16 protein-coding genes are annotated in these 20,081 nt (G+C 63.5%); 8 read left to right on the top strand and 8 right to left on the bottom strand.

From position 1 onward, the window contains the following. Position 1 precedes the first annotated feature (1 nt). From F6X61_RS17370 to F6X61_RS17350, 5 genes are all read left to right on the top strand, one after another. Positions 2 to 631 (top strand): L-threonylcarbamoyladenylate synthase, encoded by a 630-nt coding sequence (locus F6X61_RS17370; protein WP_153787647.1) that lies wholly within the window; start codon positions 2 to 4, stop codon positions 629 to 631. A gap of 125 nt (positions 632 to 756) precedes the next feature. Next, positions 757 to 1,455, top strand: coding sequence for a ScpA family protein (locus F6X61_RS17365; RefSeq protein WP_178125842.1), 699 nt, complete (start codon positions 757 to 759; stop codon positions 1,453 to 1,455). Between the two features lie 12 nt (positions 1,456 to 1,467). Beyond that, positions 1,468 to 2,226, top strand: a complete 759-nt coding sequence (gene scpB / locus F6X61_RS17360) for an SMC-Scp complex subunit ScpB (protein ID WP_125859564.1) — start codon at positions 1,468 to 1,470, stop codon at positions 2,224 to 2,226. Between the two features lie 246 nt (positions 2,227 to 2,472). After that, positions 2,473 to 3,537 (top strand): 23S rRNA pseudouridine(2605) synthase RluB, encoded by a 1,065-nt coding sequence (rluB, locus tag F6X61_RS17355; protein WP_153787645.1) that lies wholly within the window; start codon positions 2,473 to 2,475, stop codon positions 3,535 to 3,537. Positions 3,538 to 4,328: 791 nt separating this feature from the next. Beyond that, the gene (locus F6X61_RS17350; RefSeq protein WP_153787644.1) at positions 4,329 to 5,747 is read left to right on the top strand and encodes an amino acid permease; all 1,419 of its coding nucleotides are present in this window, start codon (positions 4,329 to 4,331) and stop codon (positions 5,745 to 5,747) included. A 169-nt stretch (positions 5,748 to 5,916) separates the two neighbouring features. On the opposite strand, the gene F6X61_RS17345 is transcribed toward F6X61_RS17350, so the two are convergent. Continuing rightward, a complete protein-coding gene (locus tag F6X61_RS17345; RefSeq protein ID WP_153787643.1) occupies positions 5,917 to 6,801 on the bottom strand; it encodes a LysR substrate-binding domain-containing protein in 885 nt (294 codons plus the stop codon). Positions 6,802 to 7,031: 230 nt separating this feature from the next. Between F6X61_RS17345 and F6X61_RS17340 the strand changes: the two genes are divergently transcribed. Further along, positions 7,032 to 10,052, top strand: coding sequence for an FAD-binding and (Fe-S)-binding domain-containing protein (locus F6X61_RS17340; RefSeq protein WP_153787642.1), 3,021 nt, complete (start codon positions 7,032 to 7,034; stop codon positions 10,050 to 10,052). A 130-nt stretch (positions 10,053 to 10,182) separates the two neighbouring features. On the opposite strand, the gene F6X61_RS17335 is transcribed toward F6X61_RS17340, so the two are convergent. The 6 genes from F6X61_RS17335 to phhA all read right to left on the bottom strand — a co-directional run bounded on the left by F6X61_RS17335 (position 10,183) and on the right by phhA (position 15,166). Continuing rightward, positions 10,183 to 11,373: an MFS transporter gene (locus F6X61_RS17335; RefSeq protein WP_153787641.1), complete on the bottom strand. Its 1,191-nt coding sequence runs from the start codon at positions 11,371 to 11,373 to the stop codon at positions 10,183 to 10,185. Positions 11,374 to 11,471: 98 nt separating this feature from the next. Continuing rightward, entirely contained in the window at positions 11,472 to 11,600 is a 129-nt protein-coding gene (locus F6X61_RS27285) for a hypothetical protein (protein ID WP_256671375.1), read from the bottom strand. 195 nt (positions 11,601 to 11,795) lie between these two features. After that, positions 11,796 to 12,599, bottom strand: coding sequence for a tyrosine-protein phosphatase (locus F6X61_RS17330; protein ID WP_178125839.1), 804 nt, complete (start codon positions 12,597 to 12,599; stop codon positions 11,796 to 11,798). A gap of 180 nt (positions 12,600 to 12,779) precedes the next feature. After that, positions 12,780 to 13,979 (bottom strand): amino acid aminotransferase, encoded by a 1,200-nt coding sequence (locus F6X61_RS17325; protein WP_153787639.1) that lies wholly within the window; start codon positions 13,977 to 13,979, stop codon positions 12,780 to 12,782. Next, a complete protein-coding gene (locus F6X61_RS17320) occupies positions 13,979 to 14,335 on the bottom strand; it encodes a 4a-hydroxytetrahydrobiopterin dehydratase (RefSeq protein ID WP_110991926.1) in 357 nt (118 codons plus the stop codon). The genes F6X61_RS17325 and F6X61_RS17320 overlap by 1 nt, the downstream gene beginning before the upstream one ends. Before the next feature lie 42 nt (positions 14,336 to 14,377). Next, on the bottom strand, positions 14,378 to 15,166 hold the full coding sequence (gene phhA, locus F6X61_RS17315; protein WP_153787638.1) for a phenylalanine 4-monooxygenase: 789 nt from the start codon (positions 15,164 to 15,166) through the stop codon (positions 14,378 to 14,380). A gap of 256 nt (positions 15,167 to 15,422) precedes the next feature. Here phhA and F6X61_RS17310 point away from each other — a divergent pair, with 256 nt between their 5' ends. Beyond that, on the top strand, positions 15,423 to 16,982 hold the full coding sequence (locus F6X61_RS17310; RefSeq protein ID WP_153787637.1) for a sigma-54-dependent transcriptional regulator: 1,560 nt from the start codon (positions 15,423 to 15,425) through the stop codon (positions 16,980 to 16,982). Between the two features lie 124 nt (positions 16,983 to 17,106). Here F6X61_RS17310 and F6X61_RS17305 read toward each other — a convergent pair whose 3' ends face one another. Beyond that, positions 17,107 to 17,361, bottom strand: a complete 255-nt coding sequence (locus F6X61_RS17305) for a DUF2790 domain-containing protein (protein ID WP_153787636.1) — start codon at positions 17,359 to 17,361, stop codon at positions 17,107 to 17,109. A 409-nt stretch (positions 17,362 to 17,770) separates the two neighbouring features. Between F6X61_RS17305 and acs the strand changes: the two genes are divergently transcribed. Further along, entirely contained in the window at positions 17,771 to 19,732 is a 1,962-nt protein-coding gene (gene acs, locus F6X61_RS17300) for an acetate--CoA ligase (RefSeq protein WP_110991923.1), read from the top strand. Positions 19,733 to 20,081 lie beyond the last annotated feature (349 nt).

Here is a 20,081-nt window from a genome sequence, read left to right as displayed (position 1 = left end):
CGTGAGCCAATTTTTCCAGATTCATCCGGAGAACCCGCAACCACGTTTGATCCGCCAGGCGGTGGAGATCATCCGTAAAGGCGGCGTGGTGGTCTACCCGACCGATTCGGCCTACGCCCTGGGTTGCCAGATCGGCGACAAGGCGGCTATCGAACGGGTGCGGCGCCTGCGCGGCCTGGACAAGTCGCACAACTTCACCCTGATGTGTTGCGACATGTCGCAACTCGGGTTGTATGCCAAGGTCGATACCGGCACCTTCCGCCTGCTCAAGGCCCATGTGCCAGGGCCTTATACCTTCATCCTCAACGGCACCCGCGAGGTGCCGCGCCTGTTGCTGCACGAGAAGCGCCGGACCATCGGCCTGCGTGTGCCGGACCATGCCATTACCCTGGCGCTGCTGGCCGAGCTGGGCGAGCCGTTGATGAGCGTGAGCCTGATCCTGCCGGGCGATAGCGAGCCGATGACTGACCCTTATGAAATCCGCGAACGGCTGGAGCACCATGTCGACCTGGTCATCGACGGCGGTTTCGGTGACCTGAAGGCCTCCACCATCATCGACCTGTCCGGCGACGAGCCTTCGCTGATCCGCGAAGGCTGCGGCGACCCCAGTCCCTTCCTGGCCAACGCGTGAGCCAGGTGGAAGCGCCCGAGGCGCCGGCCGTGGAGGCCGAGACGCCTTTCCAGCTGCAGTTGGCCCTGGTCTATGGCGAAGCCCTGACCGAGTTGCCGGTCGATCTGTACATCCCGCCGGACGCCCTGGAGGTCTTCCTCGAAGCCTTCGAAGGCCCGCTCGACCTGCTGCTGTACCTGATCCGCAAGCAGAACGTCGACATCCTCGATATCCCGGTGGCGGAAATCACCCGCCAGTACATGAGCTATGTCGAGCTGATGAAGAACGTGCGCCTGGAGCTGGCCGCCGAGTACCTGGTGATGGCTGCGATGCTCGCCGAGATCAAATCGCGCATGCTGCTGCCGCGTTCCGCCGAAGTGGAGGAGGACGAGGGCGACCCGCGCGCCGAGCTGATCCGCCGCCTGCAGGAGTACGAGCGCTTCAAGGCCGCCGCCGAGGGCATCGATGAGTTGCCACGAGTTGGTCGCGAGGTGCTGGTGCCGCAGTTGGATGCGCCACAGGCCAAGGTGCGCAAGCTGCTGCCCGATGTCGCCCTGGAAGAGATCCTGTTGTCCATGGCCGAGGTCATGCGCCGCAACGACTTGTTCGAAAGCCACCAGATCACCCGCGAGGCCCTGTCTACTCGCGAGCGCATGAGCCAGGTGCTCGAACGCCTCAAGGGCGGCGAGTTCGTGCCCTTCGTCGAGCTGTTCAGCGCCGAGGAAGGCAAGCTCGGGGTGGTGGTGACCTTCATGGCGATTCTTGAGCTGGTGAAGGAATCGCTGATCGAACTGGTGCAAAATGAGGCTTTCGCCCCGATCCACGTCCGCGCCCGGGCAGAGTGACCTGACGACCCCATGAACCTGAACGAACCCCGTGAACTCGCGTCGCTGATCGAGGCTTTCCTGCTTGCCTCGGGCAAGCCGCAATCCCTGGAGCGCCTGTACGAACTGTTCGAAGAGGCCGAGCGTCCGGCGCCGGCTGTCTTCAAGAAGGCCCTGGAGGTGCTCGGCAAGTCTTGCAATGGCCGCGCCTTCGAGCTCAAGGAGGTGGCCACCGGTTACCGCCTGCAGATCCGCGAAAGCTATGCGCCCTGGGTCGGCCGCCTGTGGGAAGAGCGCCCGCAGCGCTATTCCCGTGCCTTGCTTGAAACCATTGCGCTGATCGCCTATCGCCAGCCCATTACCCGTGGCGAGATCGAGGATGTGCGGGGGGTAGCGGTGAACAGCAACATCATCAAGACCCTGATGGAGCGTGAGTGGATCCGTATCGTCGGTTACCGTGAGGTGCCCGGGCGGCCGGCCATGTTCGCCACCACCAAGGCATTCCTCGATCACTTCAACCTCAAGAGCCTCGATCAGCTCCCGGCGTTGGCCGAGTTGCGCGAGTTGGAGCCAGAGGCGCCACTCGACGACCCGGACGAGGCGCCAGTGCCCGCGCACTTGCAGGCCTTGGCCGATGCCAGCCTGGGCGAGGAGGGTGAAGCGCCAGCGCCGAAGGATGAAACCAGTTTCCGCTCGCTGCTGGTGGAGCTGGATGCGATGGAAGAGGGGCTCAAGACTGATTTCGATGATTTGCGCGAAGAGCCTGAAGCGCAAGCCAAGCTGGAGCCCTGATGCTCATGTGTCTGCTGCGCCGGCCTCTTCGCGGGTGAACCCGCTCCCACAGGGGATGCGGGCCCCTGTGGGAGCGGGTTTACCCGCGAAGAGGCCATGCAGTGCCATCTGGCAGAAAACGCCCCTCAACCTCAAAAAACAGCCTACCCTCCAGTGCGTTCCCGCGCCGAACCGCGTATGATGCGCGCCCCTTTGGCGCATCCGTCGCCAAAAACCGCTTTCACTAATACACCGGGAGGTGCCCAGATGAGTGAGCAAGACCTGCAGGACCAACAACCCACCCCTCCGTCCGGCGAAAAGCTGCAGAAAGTGCTGGCGCGCATCGGCGTGGGCTCGCGTCGTGACGTCGAGGCCTGGATCGCCCAGGGCCGTATCAAGGTCAACGGTGTCGAGGCCACCCTGGGCCTTCGCGTCGACCTGCACGACGCCATCACCGTCGACGGCAAGCTGATCAAGCGCGTCGAGGCCGCCGAAGCGACCCGCCGCGTGATCATGTACAACAAGCCCGACGGCGAAATCTGCACCCGTGACGACCCGGAAGGCCGCCCGACCGTGTTCGACCGCCTGCCGCGTCCGAAAGAGGGCCGTTGGATCAACATCGGCCGCCTGGACATCAACACCACCGGCCTGCTGCTGTTCACCACCGACGGTGAACTGGCCAACCGCCTGATGCACCCGTCCTACGAGATGGACCGCGAGTACGCCGTGCGCGTGCGTGGTGAGGTCGACGACGACATGGTCGAGCGCCTCAAGGCTGGCGTGATGCTCGAGGATGGCCCGGCCAAGTTCACCGACATCCAGAAGGCTCCGGGCGGTGAAGGCTTCAACCACTGGTACCACTGCGTGGTGATGGAAGGCCGTAACCGCGAAGTGCGTCGCCTGTGGGAGTCGCAAGGCGTGGTGGTCAGCCGCCTGAAGCGCGTGCGTTTCGGCCCGGTGTTCCTCAACTCCGACCTGCCGATGGGCCGCTGGCGCGAAATGAGCCAGGGCGAGATCGATATCCTGGCCGCCGAAGTGGGTCTGCAGCCGGTGGCACTGCCAACGCTGAACCTCAAGGCCAAGGACAAGATGGAGCGCATGCAGCGCAAGTCGACCCGCCCATTGGGTCGTGGCGAGCGTGTGCGCACCCTGCGTCCGGCCGGTGAAGGTCAGGCCGAGCGCCCTGCGCGTGCGCCGCGTGAAGAGGCTGCGCCGCGCAAAGGCAACCGTGGCAGCGCGGTGGCCGAGCGTCCGAGTGAGATGCGCAAGCGTCCCGCCCGCCCGGACGGCGACAAGCCGGCCGGCCGTGGTCGTGGCAAGCCGCGTGGCTGATCGGCCCGTGTAGCGAAAGAGCCAGCCTTCGGGCTGGCTTTTTTGTGCCCGCGAATTGGCACGGGCTCTGTAGGAGCAACAGTCTTGCTCAACTGCTAAAGCTAGCGCGATCTTGTGGGAGCGGGCTTGCCCCGCGAATACGGGCGAAGCCCGTGCCATCCTGCGCGACCCTTTCGCGGCGCAAGGCCGCTCCTACAGGTGTAGGGCTGTAAACTGGCCCAAATAACTGATTCAAAAGAAATTTCTTTAGGTTTTGGAAAGTTTTCGAACCGCCTTGTAAAGAAAACTGTACGAATCGTGGCAAAATTCCCGGCCAAACCCGATTTTTCCTACCGCTGTAAACAGAACTTGCCGCGCCCGCCGTTCCAGAGCCATCCGCCCTCGATTCGCCCCCTTGTCCAAACCCCGCCCGCACGTTGATATAGCGCCATTGCCGTGTGCAACGCCTGGCCAAAGAGCCCGGTAACAGAACAACAAATGGAGGCGCCATGTACGCCGATCACTCCGCCTTTTCAGGCCTTCGCCCCAGGACCGCTGCGTTTTTTCCACAGGAAACGATGCAACGCGTTGACGCCTGCGCGTTTGCAGGGGTATACAATGCGCCGCGTTTTACCTGTGACCCCCTTGCGTACCGCGCACTCTTGCTGACACCCGGTTGATTCGCCCTGGGCCCTGCCCATCGCGACAGACCCGTCCAAGAACCCAAGGTAACCACCTTGCCCATTCCGCTGCGCCACGAGCGCGGTGGGTCCGATTCCGTCACAGATAAAAACAAGCAGGTGACTTCGTTCATGAGTGGACATACCTCACAGTCCGGCGAGCTCAAGCGTGGCTTGAAGAACCGCCATATCCAGCTGATCGCCCTGGGCGGCGCCATCGGCACCGGATTGTTCCTCGGCTCGGCCGGCGTGATGAAATCCGCGGGTCCGTCGATGATCCTCGGCTACGCCATCTGCGGCTTCATTGCCTTCATGATCATGCGCCAGCTGGGCGAGATGATCGTCGAGGAGCCGGTGGCCGGCTCCTTCAGCCACTTCGCGCACAAGTACTGGGGCGGTTTCGCCGGCTTCCTGTCGGGCTGGAACTGCTGGGTGCTGTACATCCTGGTCGGCATGTCGGAACTGTCGGCGGTGGGCAAGTACGTCCATTACTGGTGGCCGGAGATCCCGACCTGGGTCACCGCGGCAGGCTTCTTCCTGCTGATCAACGCCATCAACCTGATGAACGTTAAGTTCTTCGGCGAGGCCGAGTTCTGGTTCGCCATCATCAAGGTGGCCGCCATCGTCGGCATGATCGGCCTGGGTGCCTACCTGCTGACCAGCGGTAGCGGTGGCCCTGAGGCTACGGTCACCAACCTGTGGGCCCATGGCGGCTTCTTCCCCAATGGGGTCAGCGGCCTGGTGATGGCCCTGGCGTTCATCATGTTCTCCTTCGGTGGCCTGGAAATGCTCGGCTTCACCGCTGCCGAGGCCGACAAGCCGAAGACCGTGATCCCCAAGGCCATCAACCAGGTCATCTACCGTATCCTGATTTTCTACGTCGGTGCCCTGGTGGTACTGCTGTCGCTGACGCCGTGGGACACCCTGGTCGCCAGCATCGACGCCTCCGGTGGCAGCTATGGCAGCAGCCCGTTCGTCCAGGTGTTCTCGTTGCTGGGCAGTGACGTGGCCGCGCATCTGCTGAACTTCGTGGTCCTGACCGCGGCACTGTCGGTGTACAACAGCGGCACCTACTGCAATGCCCGTATGCTCCTGGGCATGGCCGAGCAGGGCGATGCCCCGGCGGCCCTGGCCAAGGTGGACAAGCGCGGTGTGCCGGTGCGTTCGATCCTGGTGTCGGCGGCCGTGACCCTGATCGCGGTGCTGCTCAACTACCTGATGCCGCAGAATGCCCTGGAGCTGCTGATGTCGCTGGTGGTAGCGACCCTGGTGATCAACTGGGCGATGATCAGCTACTCGCACCTGAAGTTCCGCCAGCACCTCGACCGTACCGGCCAGAAGCCGCTGTTCAAGGCGCTGTGGTACCCCTACGGCAACTATGTGGTGTTGGCGTTCGTGGTGCTGATCCTGGGCATCATGCTGCAGATCCCGGGCATTCAGGTGTCGGTGTATGCGATGCCGGTATGGCTGGTGGTGATGTATGTGGCCTATATGCTCAAGAGCAAGCGTGGGTCGCAGGCCAACGGTGCGGCTGGCACTGTTGCCAAGTAAGCGCTGAGGCTGGTTGAAGAAACCCGATGCCGGGAGACTGGCATCGGGTTTTTTGTTGTTGGCGCTGACGCCATCGCGGGGCAAGCCCGCTCCCGCGAGGCTTTGAGCTGTGCGGCTTCTGTGGGAGCGGGCTTGCCCCGCGATGGCGTCGGTATTGGTGCTGGATGACTCAGATCTGTTCCAGCAACCAGCCACGAAACGCCCGCAATGAGGGTAATGCCTCATTCCTCGGCGGATAGATCAGGTAATAGCTGCGCTGGCTGGCGAACGGCACGCCTGGGCTGAACAGCTCGCCACTGGCCAGTTCCTCGGCTACCAGAATCCTGGGCACCAGGCCGATCCCTATCCCCGCCCGTACCGCCTGGATCAGGTGCGACGTCAGCTCGAAGCTCGGCCCCAGGCGCATCGCGCGGTGGGGCAGGGCGTGGTGGGAGAACCATTCACCCCAGGCGTGGGGGTTGTTGGCAACGTTGAGCAGCACCTCTTCGCTGATCCGCGCCGGGTTCCAGTGTTGGCCATCACGAGCGCTTTCCGGTGGCAGGATCACCACCAGTTCCTCGGCATGCAGGCGATGGCAGATCAGCCCCGGCAAGTCGTGGCTGGCCACGCCGATGGCCGCGTCGATCTCACTGGTGTCGAAATTGATCGCTTCGATACGTGAATGAATATGCACCAGCATCCCCGGGTGGGCACTGTAGAAGGCATGCAGGCGTGGCAGCAGCCATTTCGAGCCGAAGGTCGGCAGGGTAGCCAGGCGCAGGGTGCCGACCCCGGACTGATAGGCCAGCGCCTGCAATGTGGCGCTGCGGATGCGCCCCAACGCCTCGCTCAGCTCGCGCTGGTACAGGCGCCCGACATCGGTAAGCAGTACCTGGCGGCCCTCGCGGCGGAACAGGGTAAGCCCCAGTTGTTGCTCCAGCGCCTGCACCTGGCGGCTCACCGCGCTTTGCGTAAGCGAAAGCTCCGCGGCGGCGCGGGTGTAGCTTTCGTGCCGGGCGGCGGCCTCGAATGCCAGCAGCAGCGACATCGATGGGGTGAGGTGGCGGTAATTCATTCATAAAACTCATTGATAGCGGCAGGAATATCCGTTTGCCCCTGGCGCGAAACTACAGGAACATTGGCTCATTCGTCATCCGCTTGAGTGTCATTCATACCGGATGAACAGGAAATGCTCATAATCGTGGGAGCGGGCTTGCCCCGCGATGGCTTCAAGCCTGCTCCCCCGATGACAACTGCGTCGCGCCTGAAACCGTGAACAAGTCCATATCAAGAGGCCATCCAACGATGATCGCCCAGCTGCTGCCCCGTGCGCCTGCCGCCAACTACCCCGAATTCCTCGAAGCCCTGAAAAACAGTGGCTTCCGTGGCCAGATCAGTGCCGACTACGGTACCCGTACCGTGCTGGCCACCGACAACTCGATCTACCAGCGCCTGCCCCAGGCGGCGGTGTTCCCGCTGGACGCCGACGATGTGGCGCGGGTCGCCACGCTGATGGCCGAATCGCGCTTTCATGGCATCAAGCTCACCCCGCGCGGTGGCGGTACCGGCACCAACGGCCAGTCGCTGACCGATGGCATCGTCGTCGACCTGTCGCGGCACATGAACAAGATCCTCGAAATCAACGTCGAGGAGCGCTGGGTGCGGGTGCAGGCCGGCACGGTCAAGGACCAGCTCAACGCCGCGCTCAAGCCCCACGGGCTGTTCTTCGCCCCCGAGCTGTCCACCTCCAACCGCGCCACCGTGGGCGGCATGATCAACACCGACGCCAGCGGCCAGGGCAGTTGCACCTACGGCAAGACCCGCGACCACGTGCTCGAGCTGCACAGCGTGCTGCTCGGTGGCGAACGCCTGCACAGCCTGCCGATTGACGATGCCACGCTGGAACAAGCCTGCGCGGCGCCCGGCCGGGTGGGCGAGGTTTACCGCATGGCCCGCGAGATCCAGGAAACCCAGGGCGAGCTGATCGAAAGCACCTTCCCCAAGCTCAACCGCTGCCTGACCGGCTACGACCTGGCGCACCTGCGCGACGAGCAGGGCCGTTTCAACCTCAATAGCGTGCTGTGCGGCGCCGAGGGCTCGCTGGGCTACGTGGTCGAAGCCAAGCTCAACGTGCTGCCGATCCCCAAGTACGCCGTGCTGGTCAACGTGCGCTACACCAGCTTCATGGACGCCCTGCGCGACGCCAATGCCCTGATGGCGCACAAGCCGCTGTCGATCGAAACCGTCGACTCCAAGGTGCTGATGCTGGCGATGAAGGACATCGTCTGGCACAGCGTCGCCGAATACTTCCCGGCCGACCCCGAGCGCCCGACCCTGGGCATCAACCTGGTGGAGTTCTGCGGTGACGAACCTGATGAGGTCAATGCCCGGGTCCAGGCCTTCGTCGCGCACCTGCAGGCCGACAAGGGTGTCGAGCGCCTGGGCCACACCCTGGCCGAAGGTGCCGAGGCGGTAACCCGGGTGTACGTGATGCGCAAGCGTTCGGTGGGCCTGCTGGGCAACGTCGAAGGCGAAGTGCGTCCGCAGCCGTTCGTCGAAGACACCGCCGTGCCCCCGGAGCAGTTGGCCGATTACATTGCCGACTTCCGCGCGCTGCTGGATGGCTATGGCCTGGCCTACGGCATGTTCGGCCACGTCGATGCCGGCGTGCTGCACGTGCGCCCGGCGCTGGACATGAAAGACCCGGCCCAGGCCGCGCTGGTCAAGCCGATCTCCGATGCGGTGGCGGCGCTGACCAAGAGCTACGGCGGCCTGCTGTGGGGCGAGCATGGCAAGGGCCTGCGCTCGGAATACGTGCCGGAGTACTTCGGCGAGCTGTACCCGGCCTTGCAGCGCCTGAAGGGCGCGTTCGACCCGCACAACCAGCTCAACCCCGGCAAGATCTGCACCCCGCCGGACAGCGCCGAGGGCCTGACCCCGGTCGATGGCGTGACCCTGCGCGGCGACCTTGACCGGACCATCGACGAGCGCGTCTGGCAGGACTTCGGCAGCGCCGTGCACTGCAACGGCAACGGCGCCTGCTACAACTACGACCCCAACGACGCCATGTGCCCGTCGTGGAAGGCCACCCGTGAACGCCAGCACTCGCCCAAGGGCCGTGCTTCGCTGATCCGCGAGTGGCTGCGCCTGCAGGGCGAGGCCAACATCGACGTGCTGGCCGCCGCACAGCGCAAGGCCTCCTGGCTCAAGGGGCTGCCGGCGCGGCTGCGCAACCGCCGTGCGCAGCAGCAGGGGCAGCAAGACTTCTCCCACGAGGTGTACGACGCCATGGCCGGCTGCCTGGCGTGCAAGTCCTGCGCGGGGCAGTGCCCGATCAAGGTCAACGTGCCGGACTTCCGCTCGCGCTTCCTCGAGCTGTACCACGGCCGCTATCAGCGCCCGCTGCGCGATTACCTGATCGGTTCGCTGGAGTTCAGCATTCCGTACCTGGCCCACGCCCCAGGCCTGTACAACGCGGTGATGGGCTCGAAATGGGTGAGCAAGCTGCTGGCCGACCAGGTAGGCATGGTCGACAGCCCGCTGATCAGCCGCTTCAACTTCCAGGCCACCTTGACCCGTTGCCGCGTGCAGGTGGCCAGCGTGCCGGCCCTGCGCGAGCTGACCCCGGCCCAGCGCGAGCGCAGCATCGTGCTGGTGCAGGATGCCTTTACCCGCTACTTCGAGACGCCGCTGCTGGCCTCGTTCATCGAGCTGGCCCATCGCCTGGGGCACAAGGTGTTCCTCGCGCCCTACAGCGCCAACGGCAAACCGCTGCATGTGCAGGGCTTCCTCGGTGCCTTCGCCAAGGCGGCCATCCGCAACGGTACCCAGCTCAAGGCCCTGGCCGACTGCGGCGTGCCGCTGGTGGGGCTGGACCCGGCGATGACCCTGGTGTATCGCCAGGAGTACCAGAAGGTCGACGGCCTGGAGGGCTGCCCGCAAGTGCTGCTGCCCCAGGAATGGCTGATGGACGTGCTGCCCGAGCAGGCGCCGGCCAAGGCGGGCAGCTTCCGCCTGATGGCCCACTGCACCGAGAAGACCAATGTGCCGGCCAGTACCAAGCAGTGGGAGCAGGTGTTCGCGCGGATGGGTCTGAAGCTGGTCACCGAGGCCACGGGGTGCTGTGGCATGTCGGGGACCTATGGGCACGAGGCGCGTAACCAGCAAACCTCGAAGACCATCTTCGAGCAGTCCTGGGCGACCAAGCTGGACAAGGACGGCGAGGCGTTGGCGACCGGTTATTCGTGCCGCAGCCAGGTCAAGCGCATGACCGAGAAGCAGTTGCGCCACCCGCTGGAGGTGGTGCTGCAGTTCGCCCAGCGCTGACCGGCGCTAATCCTGCACCGGCCTCTTCGCGGGTAAACCCGCTCCCACAGGAATTCGCTTTTCTCAAGAAAGGCGCAGTCCCTGTGGGAGCGGGTTTACCCGCGAATAGGCCGGTGCAGGTTTGTACCGTTCAGTTGTTCTGGCGCATCCGCCGCGCCTGGCGGTACAGATACAGGCTCAACACCAGCCCGCACGCCGACGCCCCTGCCGCAAACAGGAACATCGAGGCAAAACCGAACCCCGCCGCCACCGCGCCCACCAGCGGCCCGGTAATCCCCAGCGACAGGTCGATGAACAGCGAGTAGGCCCCCACCGCCGCGCCGCGGTTGGCCGCCGATACCTGGTTCACCGCCTCGACGCCCAGCGCCGGGAACACCAGGGAGAAGCCGAAACCACTGAGCGCCGCGCCGGCCAGGGCCATCTCGGCGCTCGGTGCCAACCACAGCATCAGCAACCCAAGGGTCTCCACCGACAAGCAAACGATTGCCACGCGAAAACCACCCAGCCGGTTGATCATGTTGCCGAACAGCAACCGCGCACTGATGAAGCTGGCGCCGAACAGGCTCAGGGTCAGCGCCGCGTTGGGCCAGTCGCGGCTGGCGTAGTACAGGGTGATGAACGTGGCGATGGTGCCGAAGCCGATCGAGCCCAGGGCCAGCCCCGAGCCATGGGGGAACACCTTGCCCAGCACTTGCAGGAACGGCAGGCGCACCCCGCTGACCACAGGCGCAGCGCGCTTGGGCCAGGCCAGCAGCAGACCGAGTACACCCAGCAGGATGATGCTCGCGCCCATGCTCCACAGTCCCAGGTGCTTGACCATCAGCACCCCGAGCGGCGCGCCGATGGCCAGTGCGCCATAGCTGGCGATGCCGTTCCAGGAAATCACCTTGGCGGTGTTGCCCGCGCCGACCCGGCCGATGCCCCAGCCAATCGAACCCGAGCCCACCAGGCTCTCCGCGCTGCCCAGTACCAGGCGGCCGATCAGCAGGCAGGCCAGGCTCAGCCATGGCCAGGGTGTGAGGAAGTGGCAGGCGAGCATGAACACGCCGCTCAGGCCGCAGCCGGTCAGGCCCCACATCACGGCTTTCTTGCTGCCGAGGTTGTCGATGATGCGGCTGGCGGTGGGGCGGCTGAGCAACGTGGCCAGGTACTGCACACTGATCACCAGGCCGGCGATGACGGCGCTGAAGCCCAGTTGGTTGTGCACATAGCCCGGCAACACGGCCAGGGGGATGCCGATGTTCAGGTAGCCGATGAAGGTGAAGAGGACGATGGAGACGACTTGCAGGGTGACCGCAAGGGGGCGGGGTGAATCGGGCATGGGGCCTTCAGTGGGTAGAGGTTCTGGACGGTGTGAAAACGCGATGGCGGGGAGTTTCCCACAGGCCAGCCGTTTTCACACTGTCGGGGTCTGCGCGGTTATTCCTGGTCAGCGCTGGATTGATCGTCACCGTGCGGTTCGACGGCAGGCGTCGGTTCGGCGTGGGCGGCAACGGATTGCTCTTCGGGGTTCAGGCTTGGGAAGGGAAGATTCGGGATTTCATGCATCTCGTCGTTCCTCGCAAGTGTGAGTGAAAAGACTGCGCGTGGCGCGTGTGTGGCTTCGAAAAGCAGGGGCAGGATACAGCAGTGAGGATGACAGTTTGAGATTTTTCCGCCCCGCGGGTCGGTTTTTATGGGCGGATATCGGCCAGGATGGCGAAGCGCCGCCAAGTCAAGGCGGCGCTTCGGTGCAGCGGAGGGTCAGGCGATCAATTTTCGGCGCAGGGTAAGAATGGTCTGTGAGTCGAGGTCCAGCCCTGTGGCCAGATAGCGTTGCATGTCGCCGTAGCGGGAGTGGACTTCGTCAAGGCCTGCTTGCAGATAGCTGGCATCCACCGTCATGCCGGGTGCGTACAAGGCGGCCATGGCCGGGGGCAGTGTGGCCAGCTTGCGTGCCACTCGCTCGGCGGTATAGGCATTGGTGGCCAGGTAGTCGCCCATGATCGTGGCATCGTCGGCACCCGCAATGCTCTGCAGAAGGGCTGCGACCCACCCGGTCCTGTCCTTGCCGGAAGCGCAGTGAAAGATTGCCGGGCCATCGCATCGGGCGAGTTCGGTGAGCAGCGTGCCGAGCTTCTCCCGAACCTGCGGATTGGCGACGAATGCTTTGTTGGCGCCTTGCATCAGCGCTACCACATCGGCGGGACTTTCGATTTTCAGCTCTTCGGCTTCTGGGCCGGTCATGTGGCTTTTCAGGACGTCGATCTGCCTGTAGGCGGCGCCGTCCGGCAGCAGGTCGGGCTCGTTGGCGATCTCATTGGTAGTGCGCAGATCGAAAACATGGGAGATGCCCAGGCTGCTCATGGCCTGCCAGTCCTCGTCATTGGTGGTGAGTGCATTGGCGCGATAGAACATGCCGGGCCTCATCGGCCCGTTGCTGGTCTGGTAGGCGTGGTGGGTGCCGGCGACGTCGCGAAAGTTGTCTACGCTGCCAAACCTCGGGGTATTCAGGTAAGTGGCTTCGATGCCTTGGAGTGTTTGGGGCAGGGTGCTGTGCAAAAACATGTGTAGCCTCGTCATCACTGGATTGAAGAGGCTAGGTTGCCGGGCGCGGAGTGACCGCAAGAGAGGTAATAACGGTGTGCTTCGATAGGAAAAATCGACGTGGATAGAAGGAGCGTTCTTGAAGGAGGGGTGTGTTTCCCTGCTTGAAACAAGGGCACCGCGTCAGCGGTGCCCTTGTTTTCAGTTACTGCGGCAGGCGTCGGCGATAGCTGCTGCCAACTGCTCCAGGCGCTGGGTATCCGCGCCGGCGATGTTCGCCCGGCCGGTGCCGACCATGTATACGCTGTGCTTTTCCCGCAGCAGGCGTACCTGTTGCGGATTCAGCCCGGTATACGAGAACATCCCGCGTTGCGCGGCAATGTGCGCGAAGCGCTCGGCCAAGCCGTGTGGCGCAAGAGCCTGCACCAGGCCCTCACGAAGCTCGGCGATGCGCTGGCGCATGGCGTCGACTTCTTCGACCCACAGCGCCTTGAGCGCCGGATCGCCGAGAATCTCGGCTACCACCGCGGCGCCGTGGTCCGGTGGCGTCGACCACAGGTTGCGGGCAAGCAGCGCCAGCTGGCTGCGCACGTCCTGCAGTTTCTCGGCGTCGTGGCTGCACACCAGCAGGGCGCCGGTGCGGTCGCGATACAGGCCGAAGTTCTTCGAGCAGGAGCTGGTGATCAGCAGTTCCGGCAGTTCGGCGGCGAACAGGCGCACCGCCCAGGCGTCTTGTTCCAGGCCATCGCCGAAACCCTGGTAGGCGAAGTCGATCAGCGGCAGCAGGTTGCGCCGCTTGACGATCTCCAGCACCGCGCGCCAATCGTCCTGGCCCAGGTCGAAACCGGTGGGGTTGTGGCAGCAGGCGTGCAGCAGTACCACATCGCCGTGCGGCGCCTGCTCCAGGGCGGCGAGCATGCCGGCGACGTCCAGGCGATTGTCCGCGCCCACATAGGGGTAGTGCGACACCTTCAGGCCAGCGCCGGCAAAGATCGTCTCGTGGATCGGCCAGGTCGGGTCACTCAGCCACAGACCGCGGCCCGGCAGGCAGTGGGCGATGAATTCCGCCGCCAGGCGCAGTGCGCCGGTGCCACCCGGGGTCTGGGTGGCGCCGGCGCGCTGGCTGGCCAGCAGCGGCGAAGCGTTGCCCAGCACCAGTTCGCTGATCAGGCGGCCAAAGGCTGCGTCGCCGTGGCCGCCGATGTAGCTTTTGCTGGCTTGCTGGGCGATCAGGCGTTGTTCGGCCTGTTTGACCGCCGAAGGGATCGGCGTCAGGCCCTGGGCGTCCTTGAACACACCGACACCCAGGTCGAACTTGGCCGGATTGTCATCGCGCGCGTAGGCCTCCATCAGCCCGAGGATCGGGTCGCCAGGGACCCGTCCGATCGCCGCGAAGTGCATCACTTGCGCCCTTCGGCGGTCTCGGCGACCTTGTCGGTGCGCGCGCACATGATGAAATCGTTGCGGTGCAGGCCTTTGATCGAGTGGCTCCACCAGGTCACGGTGACCTTGCCCCACTCGGTCATCAGGCCAGGGTGGTGGCCTTCGGCTTCGGCGATTTCACCCACGGCGTTGGTGAAGGCCAGGGCGTGCTTGAAGTTCTTGAACAGGAATACGCGCTCGAGCTCCATGTGGCCGTCGCGCACTTCGATGTTCCAGTCCGGGATCTCGCGGATCAGTACCGCCAATTCTTCGTCGGAGACTTTCGGTGCATCGGCGCGGCAGGCTTCGCAGTGGGCTTGGTTCAAGGCATTCATGGTGAGTATTTTCCGTTTTGAGTTGTTATCGACGAAGGCGGCTCAGGCGGCGGCCTTGGGTGGAAACTTCGGTGCGTGCAGGCCCAGCTGCATGGCTTGGTGGACCATGGCCATGATGTCTTCGTGGGCCAGGTCGAACAGGCGCTTCATGTTCGGCAGGACGAAGTACAGGGGCTGCAGGATGTCGATGCGGTACGGCGTGCGCATGGCTTCGATCGGGTCGAAGGCCTGGTGCTCGGGCTCGCCGGACAGGCTGTAGACGGTCTCTTTCGGCGAGGAGAGGATGCCGCCGCCGTAGATCTTGCGACCTTGCGGGGTTTCCATCAGGCCGAATTCGATGGTCATCCAGTAAAGCCGCGCCAGGTAAACGCGCTGTTCCTTGGTGGCCGCCAGGCCCAGCTTGCCGTAGGTGTGGGTGAACTCGGCAAAGAACGGGTTGGTCAGCAGCGGGCAGTGGCCGAAGATCTCGTGGAAGATGTCGGGCTCTTGCAGGTAGTCGAGTTCTTCCGGGGTGCGGATGAAGGTGGCGACCGGGAAGCGCTTGCTGGCCAGCAGTTCGAAGAAGGTCTGGAAAGGGATCAATGCCGGCACGCGGGCAACCTGCCAGCCGGTGGTGGCGCCGAGCACCTTGTTGACTTCGCCCAGCTGCGGGATGCGGTCATGGGGCAGCTTGAGCTGCTCGATGCCGTCCAGGTATTCCTGGCAGGCCCGGCCTTCGATGACTTTCAGCTGGCGGGTAATCAGGGTGTTCCACACCGCGTGCTCTTGCTGCGGGTAGTCGATAAACCCTTGCGCATCGGGCTCGCGGGCCACGTATTGCGTCTGTTTCATGCGGCGCTCCTGGTGAGGGCTTTCTTGTTATGTGCAGGACATGCATTAGGAATATCCCTACATCCGCCACTTTGCACGGGGTCGCGGGCTGCCATCGGGCCTGTGCGGTGTCGGTTTTTGTAACGATTATTTTACAAAAGCCCTGTCATCCCGGAAAATCACGCACATCGAGCTGGCCATCAAGTGGATTTTGTCAGCTTATCTTTACGACTTTTCCGCGTGCCGAAGAAAAACTTCGGCCGCTTCGAGAGCTTTCATGCGTATCAAAGTGCACTGCCAGAACCGTATCGGGATCCTGCGCGACATCCTCAACCTGTTGGTGGAGTACGGCATCAACGTGCTGCGCGGCGAGGTGGGGGGCGATCATGGCAACGCCATCTATCTGCACTGCCCGAACCTGATCAACATTCAGTTCCAGGCCTTGCGGCCGAAGTTCGAAGCGATTGCCGGGGTGTTCGGGGTCAAGCGGGTCGGGTTGATGCCCAGCGAGCGCCGGCACATGGAGCTCAATGCCTTGCTCGGGGCGCTGGACTTCCCGGTGCTGTCCATCGACATGGGCGGCAGCATCGTCGCCGCCAACCGCGGCGCGGCGCAGTTGCTCGGGGTGCGGGTTGATGAAGTGCCGGGCCTGCCGCTTTCGCGCTATGTCGAGGACTTCGACCTGCCGGAGCTGGTGCGCGCCAACAAGTCGCGCATCAACGGCCTGCGCATCAAGGTCAAAGGTGACGTGTTCCTGGCCGACATCGCGCCGCTGCAGTCGGAACACGACGAAAGCGAGGCGCTGGCCGGCGCGGTATTGACCCTGCACCGCGCCGACCGCATCGGCGAGCGCATCTATAACGTGCGCAAACAGGAATTGCGTGGATTCGACAGCATCTTCCAGAGCTCGCGCGTGATGGCTGCAGTGGTGCGTGAGGCCCGGCGCATGGCGCCGTTGGATGCGCCGCTGCTGATCGAGGGCGAGACCGGCACCGGCAAGGAGTTGCTGGCCCGCGCCTGTCACCTGGCCAGCCCGCGTGGCCAGGCGCCATTGATGGCGCTCAACTGCGCCGGCCTGCCGGAGTCGATGGCCGAAACCGAACTGTTCGGTTATGGGCCCGGGGCGTTCGAGGGCGCGCGTGCCGAAGGCAAGCTCGGGCTGCTGGAGCTGACCGCAGGCGGCACCTTGTTCCTCGACGGGGTCGGGGAGATGAGCCCGCGTCTGCAGGTGAAGCTGCTGCGCTTCCTGCAGGACGGTTGCTTCCGCCGGGTGGGCAGCGATGAGGAGGTTTACCTGGACGTACGGGTGATCTGTGCCACCCAGGTCGATCTGTCCGAGCTGTGTGCCCGGGGGGAATTCCGCCAGGACCTCTACCACCGGCTCAACGTGCTATCGCTGCACATCCCGCCGCTGCGCGAGTGCATGGATGGGCTGGAGGGGTTGGTGCAGCACTTTCTCGACCAGGCCAGTCGGCAGATTGGTTGCCCGATGCCGCGGCTGGCGCCGGCCGCGATGGACAAGCTCAGTCAGTACCATTGGCCGGGCAACGTTCGGCAACTGGAGAACGTATTGTTCCAGGCCGTGTCGCTGTGCGAGGGCGGGGTGGTGAAGAGCGAACATATCCGCTTGCCGGATTATGGTGCGCGCCAACCGTTGGGCGAGTTTTCACTGGACGGTGATCTTGCACAGATTGTCGGGCGTTTTGAAAAGGCGGTACTTGAAAGTTTGATGAGTGAATATTCAAGTAGTCGGGCGTTGGGTAAAAGATTGGGGGTTTCACATACGACGATTGCCAACAAGTTGCGTGATTATTCACTTAACAAGTCGGTAGATTGAGTTCGGGATTTTATAAGTCGTAATACGCATCGCGGGGCAAGCCCGCTCCCACAAAAGCCTGTACAAGGCTCGTGGGAGAGGGCTTGCCCCGCGATGGGCCCCAGTGGGGCCCTAATTCACGGGATCAGCCGTTGGAACAACCGTTGCCCATCACGCGGTATTCGAGAATGTGCTTCTGGCCTTGGGAGTCCTCGTAGGTCATACGGGCCGGCACCACTTCGCAGACATTGGGCACTTCGCTCATGGAAATAACGCGGGCGATGTCCAGGTGCTGCGAATAACTGTACTGTTCAACCGGAATCTGCTCGGCATCTTTTGCCTCGCCGGCCAGTGCCGCGCCGCAAAGACTGCCAAGTACCAATGCCAGTAAAGCTTTCATTTTCTATTTACCTGTCTAAGGTCGTGAGGGGGCACGCGGCGCTTGTGGCGCCGCGAGTACAACGGTTGTTCAACTATCAGGATGAGGTGCGGATCAACTTTGCCTTCGTGGGGGCTGTAACCAGAAGTTAATCGCGTTGCCGTTGCTGGCGAGTTGAATTTTAGGAGGGTGGCCGCAGCCGAAACAGATGGGGTTTTGATAAAGTCTTTTGACAGAATCTGTAACAATCCCTTGGCAGCATGCTCCGGTTTTTCTCGTGGATGGCTGTGTGCCATGAGTTAGAGCGGTCGAGCCTGATGGGGCGGTCTTCGCTGGGGCGCGTTACTACCAACGTCGAATGGCTTTTGCCGCTCTGGTACAGTTACAAACGGTTCCATACAAAAACAACTATTACACCGAGGTAACACAGATGAGTGCGGCTCCACTGTATCCCGTTCGTCCCGAGGTTGCGGCCACTACCCTGACCGACGAGGCCACCTACAAGGCCATGTACCAGCAGTCTGTGATCAACCCGGACGGCTTCTGGCGCGAGCAGGCCCAGCGCCTGGACTGGATCAAGCCCTTCACCAAGGTCAAGCAGACCTCGTTCGACGACCACCATGTCGATATCAAGTGGTTCGCCGACGGCACTCTGAACGTTTCCTCCAACTGCCTGGACCGCCACCTCGAAGAGCGCGGCGACCAGTTGGCGATCATCTGGGAGGGCGACGACCCTTCCGAGCACCGCAACATTACCTACCGCGAGCTCCACGAGCAGGTCTGCAAGTTCGCCAACGCCCTGCGTGGCCAGGACGTGCACCGTGGTGACGTGGTCACCATCTATATGCCGATGATCCCCGAGGCGGTGGTGGCCATGCTGGCCTGTGCCCGTATCGGCGCGATCCACTCGGTGGTGTTCGGTGGCTTCTCGCCGGAGGCCCTGGCCGGGCGCATCATCGACTGCAAGTCGAAAGTGGTGATCACCGCAGACGAAGGCGTGCGCGGCGGCCGTCGTACCCCGCTCAAGGGCAACGTCGACCTGGCCCTGACCAACCCTGAAACCAGCAGCGTACAGAAGATCATCGTGTGCAAGCGCACCGGCGGCGACATCGCCTGGCACCAGCATCGCGACATCTGGTACGAGGACCTGATGAAGGTCGCCTCCAGCCACTGTGCGCCGAAAGAGATGGGGGCCGAAGAAGCACTGTTCATCCTTTATACCTCCGGCTCCACCGGCAAGCCGAAGGGTGTGCTGCACACCACCGGTGGTTACCTGGTGTATGCCGCGCTGACCCATGAGCGGGTGTTCGACTACCGCCCGGGCGAGGTGTACTGGTGCACCGCCGACGTGGGCTGGGTCACTGGCCACAGCTACATTGTCTATGGCCCGCTGGCCAATGGTGCTACCACGCTGCTGTTCGAAGGTGTGCCGAACTACCCGGACATTACTCGCGTGTCGAAGATCGTCGACAAGCACAAGGTCAATATCCTCTACACCGCGCCGACCGCGATCCGCGCCATGATGGCCGAGGGCGAAGCCGCAGTGGCCGGCGCCGACGGTTCCAGCCTGCGCCTGCTGGGTTCGGTGGGCGAGCCGATCAACCCCGAGGCCTGGAACTGGTACTACAAGACCGTCGGCAAGCAGCGCTGCCCGATCGTCGACACCTGGTGGCAGACCGAAACCGGTGGTGTGCTGATCAGTCCGCTGCCGGGCGCCACCGCGCTCAAGCCGGGTTCGGCGACCCGCCCGTTCTTCGGTGTGGTGCCAGCCCTGGTGGACAACCTGGGCAACCTGATCGATGGCGCGGCCGAAGGCAACCTGGTGATTCTCGATTCGTGGCCGGGTCAGTCGCGCTCGCTGTATGGCGACCACGACCGCTTTGTCGACACCTACTTCAAGACTTTCCGTGGCATGTACTTCACCGGTGACGGCGCCCGTCGCGACGAGGATGGCTACTACTGGATCACCGGCCGGGTGGATGACGTGCTGAACGTGTCCGGCCACCGCATGGGCACCGCCGAGATCGAAAGCGCCATGGTTGCCCACCCGAAAGTGGCCGAGGCCGCGGTGGTGGGTGTGCCGCACGACATCAAGGGGCAGGGCATCTATGTCTATGTCACCCTCAATGCTGGCGAGGAATCGAGCGAGCAACTGCGCCTGGAGCTGAAGAACTGGGTGCGCAAGGAGATCGGCCCGATCGCTTCGCCGGACGTGATCCAGTGGGCGCCGGGGCTGCCGAAAACCCGTTCGGGCAAGATCATGCGCCGCATCCTGCGCAAGATTGCCACGGCCGAGTACGACGCGCTGGGTGATATCTCCACCCTGGCCGACCCAGGCGTGGTGCAGCACCTGATCGATACCCACAAGGCGATGAGCCTGGCTTCGGCCTGATCCACCGGATCGCGGGGCAAGCCCGCTCCCACGACCCAAATCTGCGTGGGAGCGGCGGTTCGCCGATGCGACTTGCCCCGCGATTGCTTCCCATCAATGCAAACCCCGCCGGGCAACCGGCGGGGTTTTTGCTTTACTGAATGGACTGTTACCCGACATTCATCGGTAACCGTGGCTGTAGGTGATTTCGCACAGAAATGGGGCTTGTGGAAACATCCCTGACACATCGCGGTGCGATTTTTCAGCCATTTTGTGCAGCGTGGCACGCTGCACTTGCCGGAATACAAGGGTTTGCCAATAATAGGCGCGCTTATTGCTTTGGATATAGGTTATTTCTCTTTTGCTCTTG

The organism is Pseudomonas sp. EMN2 (genome assembly GCF_009650555.1).
Lineage (GTDB): Bacteria > Pseudomonadota > Gammaproteobacteria > Pseudomonadales > Pseudomonadaceae > Aquipseudomonas > Aquipseudomonas sichuanensis.
The sequence above is the reverse complement of the archived record's forward strand: the minus strand, read 5'-3'. Positions and strand labels throughout refer to the sequence as shown.

Bases quoted from the DNA above. Each gene is read 5' to 3' on its own strand.
- scpB (WP_125859564.1), top strand. From the start codon at position 1,468: ATGAACCTGAACGAACCCCGTGAACTCGCGTCGCTGATCGAGGCTTTC.
- rluB (WP_153787645.1), top strand. From the start codon at position 2,473: ATGAGTGAGCAAGACCTGCAGGACCAACAACCCACCCCTCCGTCCGGC.
- F6X61_RS17350 (WP_153787644.1), top strand. From the start codon at position 4,329: ATGAGTGGACATACCTCACAGTCCGGCGAGCTCAAGCGTGGCTTGAAG.
- F6X61_RS17345 (WP_153787643.1), bottom strand. From the start codon at position 6,801: ATGAATTACCGCCACCTCACCCCATCGATGTCGCTGCTGCTGGCATTC.
- F6X61_RS17340 (WP_153787642.1), top strand. From the start codon at position 7,032: ATGATCGCCCAGCTGCTGCCCCGTGCGCCTGCCGCCAACTACCCCGAA.
- F6X61_RS17335 (WP_153787641.1), bottom strand. From the start codon at position 11,373: ATGCCCGATTCACCCCGCCCCCTTGCGGTCACCCTGCAAGTCGTCTCC.
- F6X61_RS27285 (WP_256671375.1), bottom strand. From the start codon at position 11,600: ATGCATGAAATCCCGAATCTTCCCTTCCCAAGCCTGAACCCCGAAGAG.
- F6X61_RS17330 (WP_178125839.1), bottom strand. From the start codon at position 12,599: ATGTTTTTGCACAGCACCCTGCCCCAAACACTCCAAGGCATCGAAGCC.
- F6X61_RS17325 (WP_153787639.1), bottom strand. From the start codon at position 13,979: ATGCACTTCGCGGCGATCGGACGGGTCCCTGGCGACCCGATCCTCGGG.
- F6X61_RS17320 (WP_110991926.1), bottom strand. From the start codon at position 14,335: ATGAATGCCTTGAACCAAGCCCACTGCGAAGCCTGCCGCGCCGATGCA.
- phhA (WP_153787638.1), bottom strand. From the start codon at position 15,166: ATGAAACAGACGCAATACGTGGCCCGCGAGCCCGATGCGCAAGGGTTT.
- F6X61_RS17310 (WP_153787637.1), top strand. From the start codon at position 15,423: ATGCGTATCAAAGTGCACTGCCAGAACCGTATCGGGATCCTGCGCGAC.
- F6X61_RS17305 (WP_153787636.1), bottom strand. From the start codon at position 17,361: ATGAAAGCTTTACTGGCATTGGTACTTGGCAGTCTTTGCGGCGCGGCA.
- acs (WP_110991923.1), top strand. From the start codon at position 17,771: ATGAGTGCGGCTCCACTGTATCCCGTTCGTCCCGAGGTTGCGGCCACT.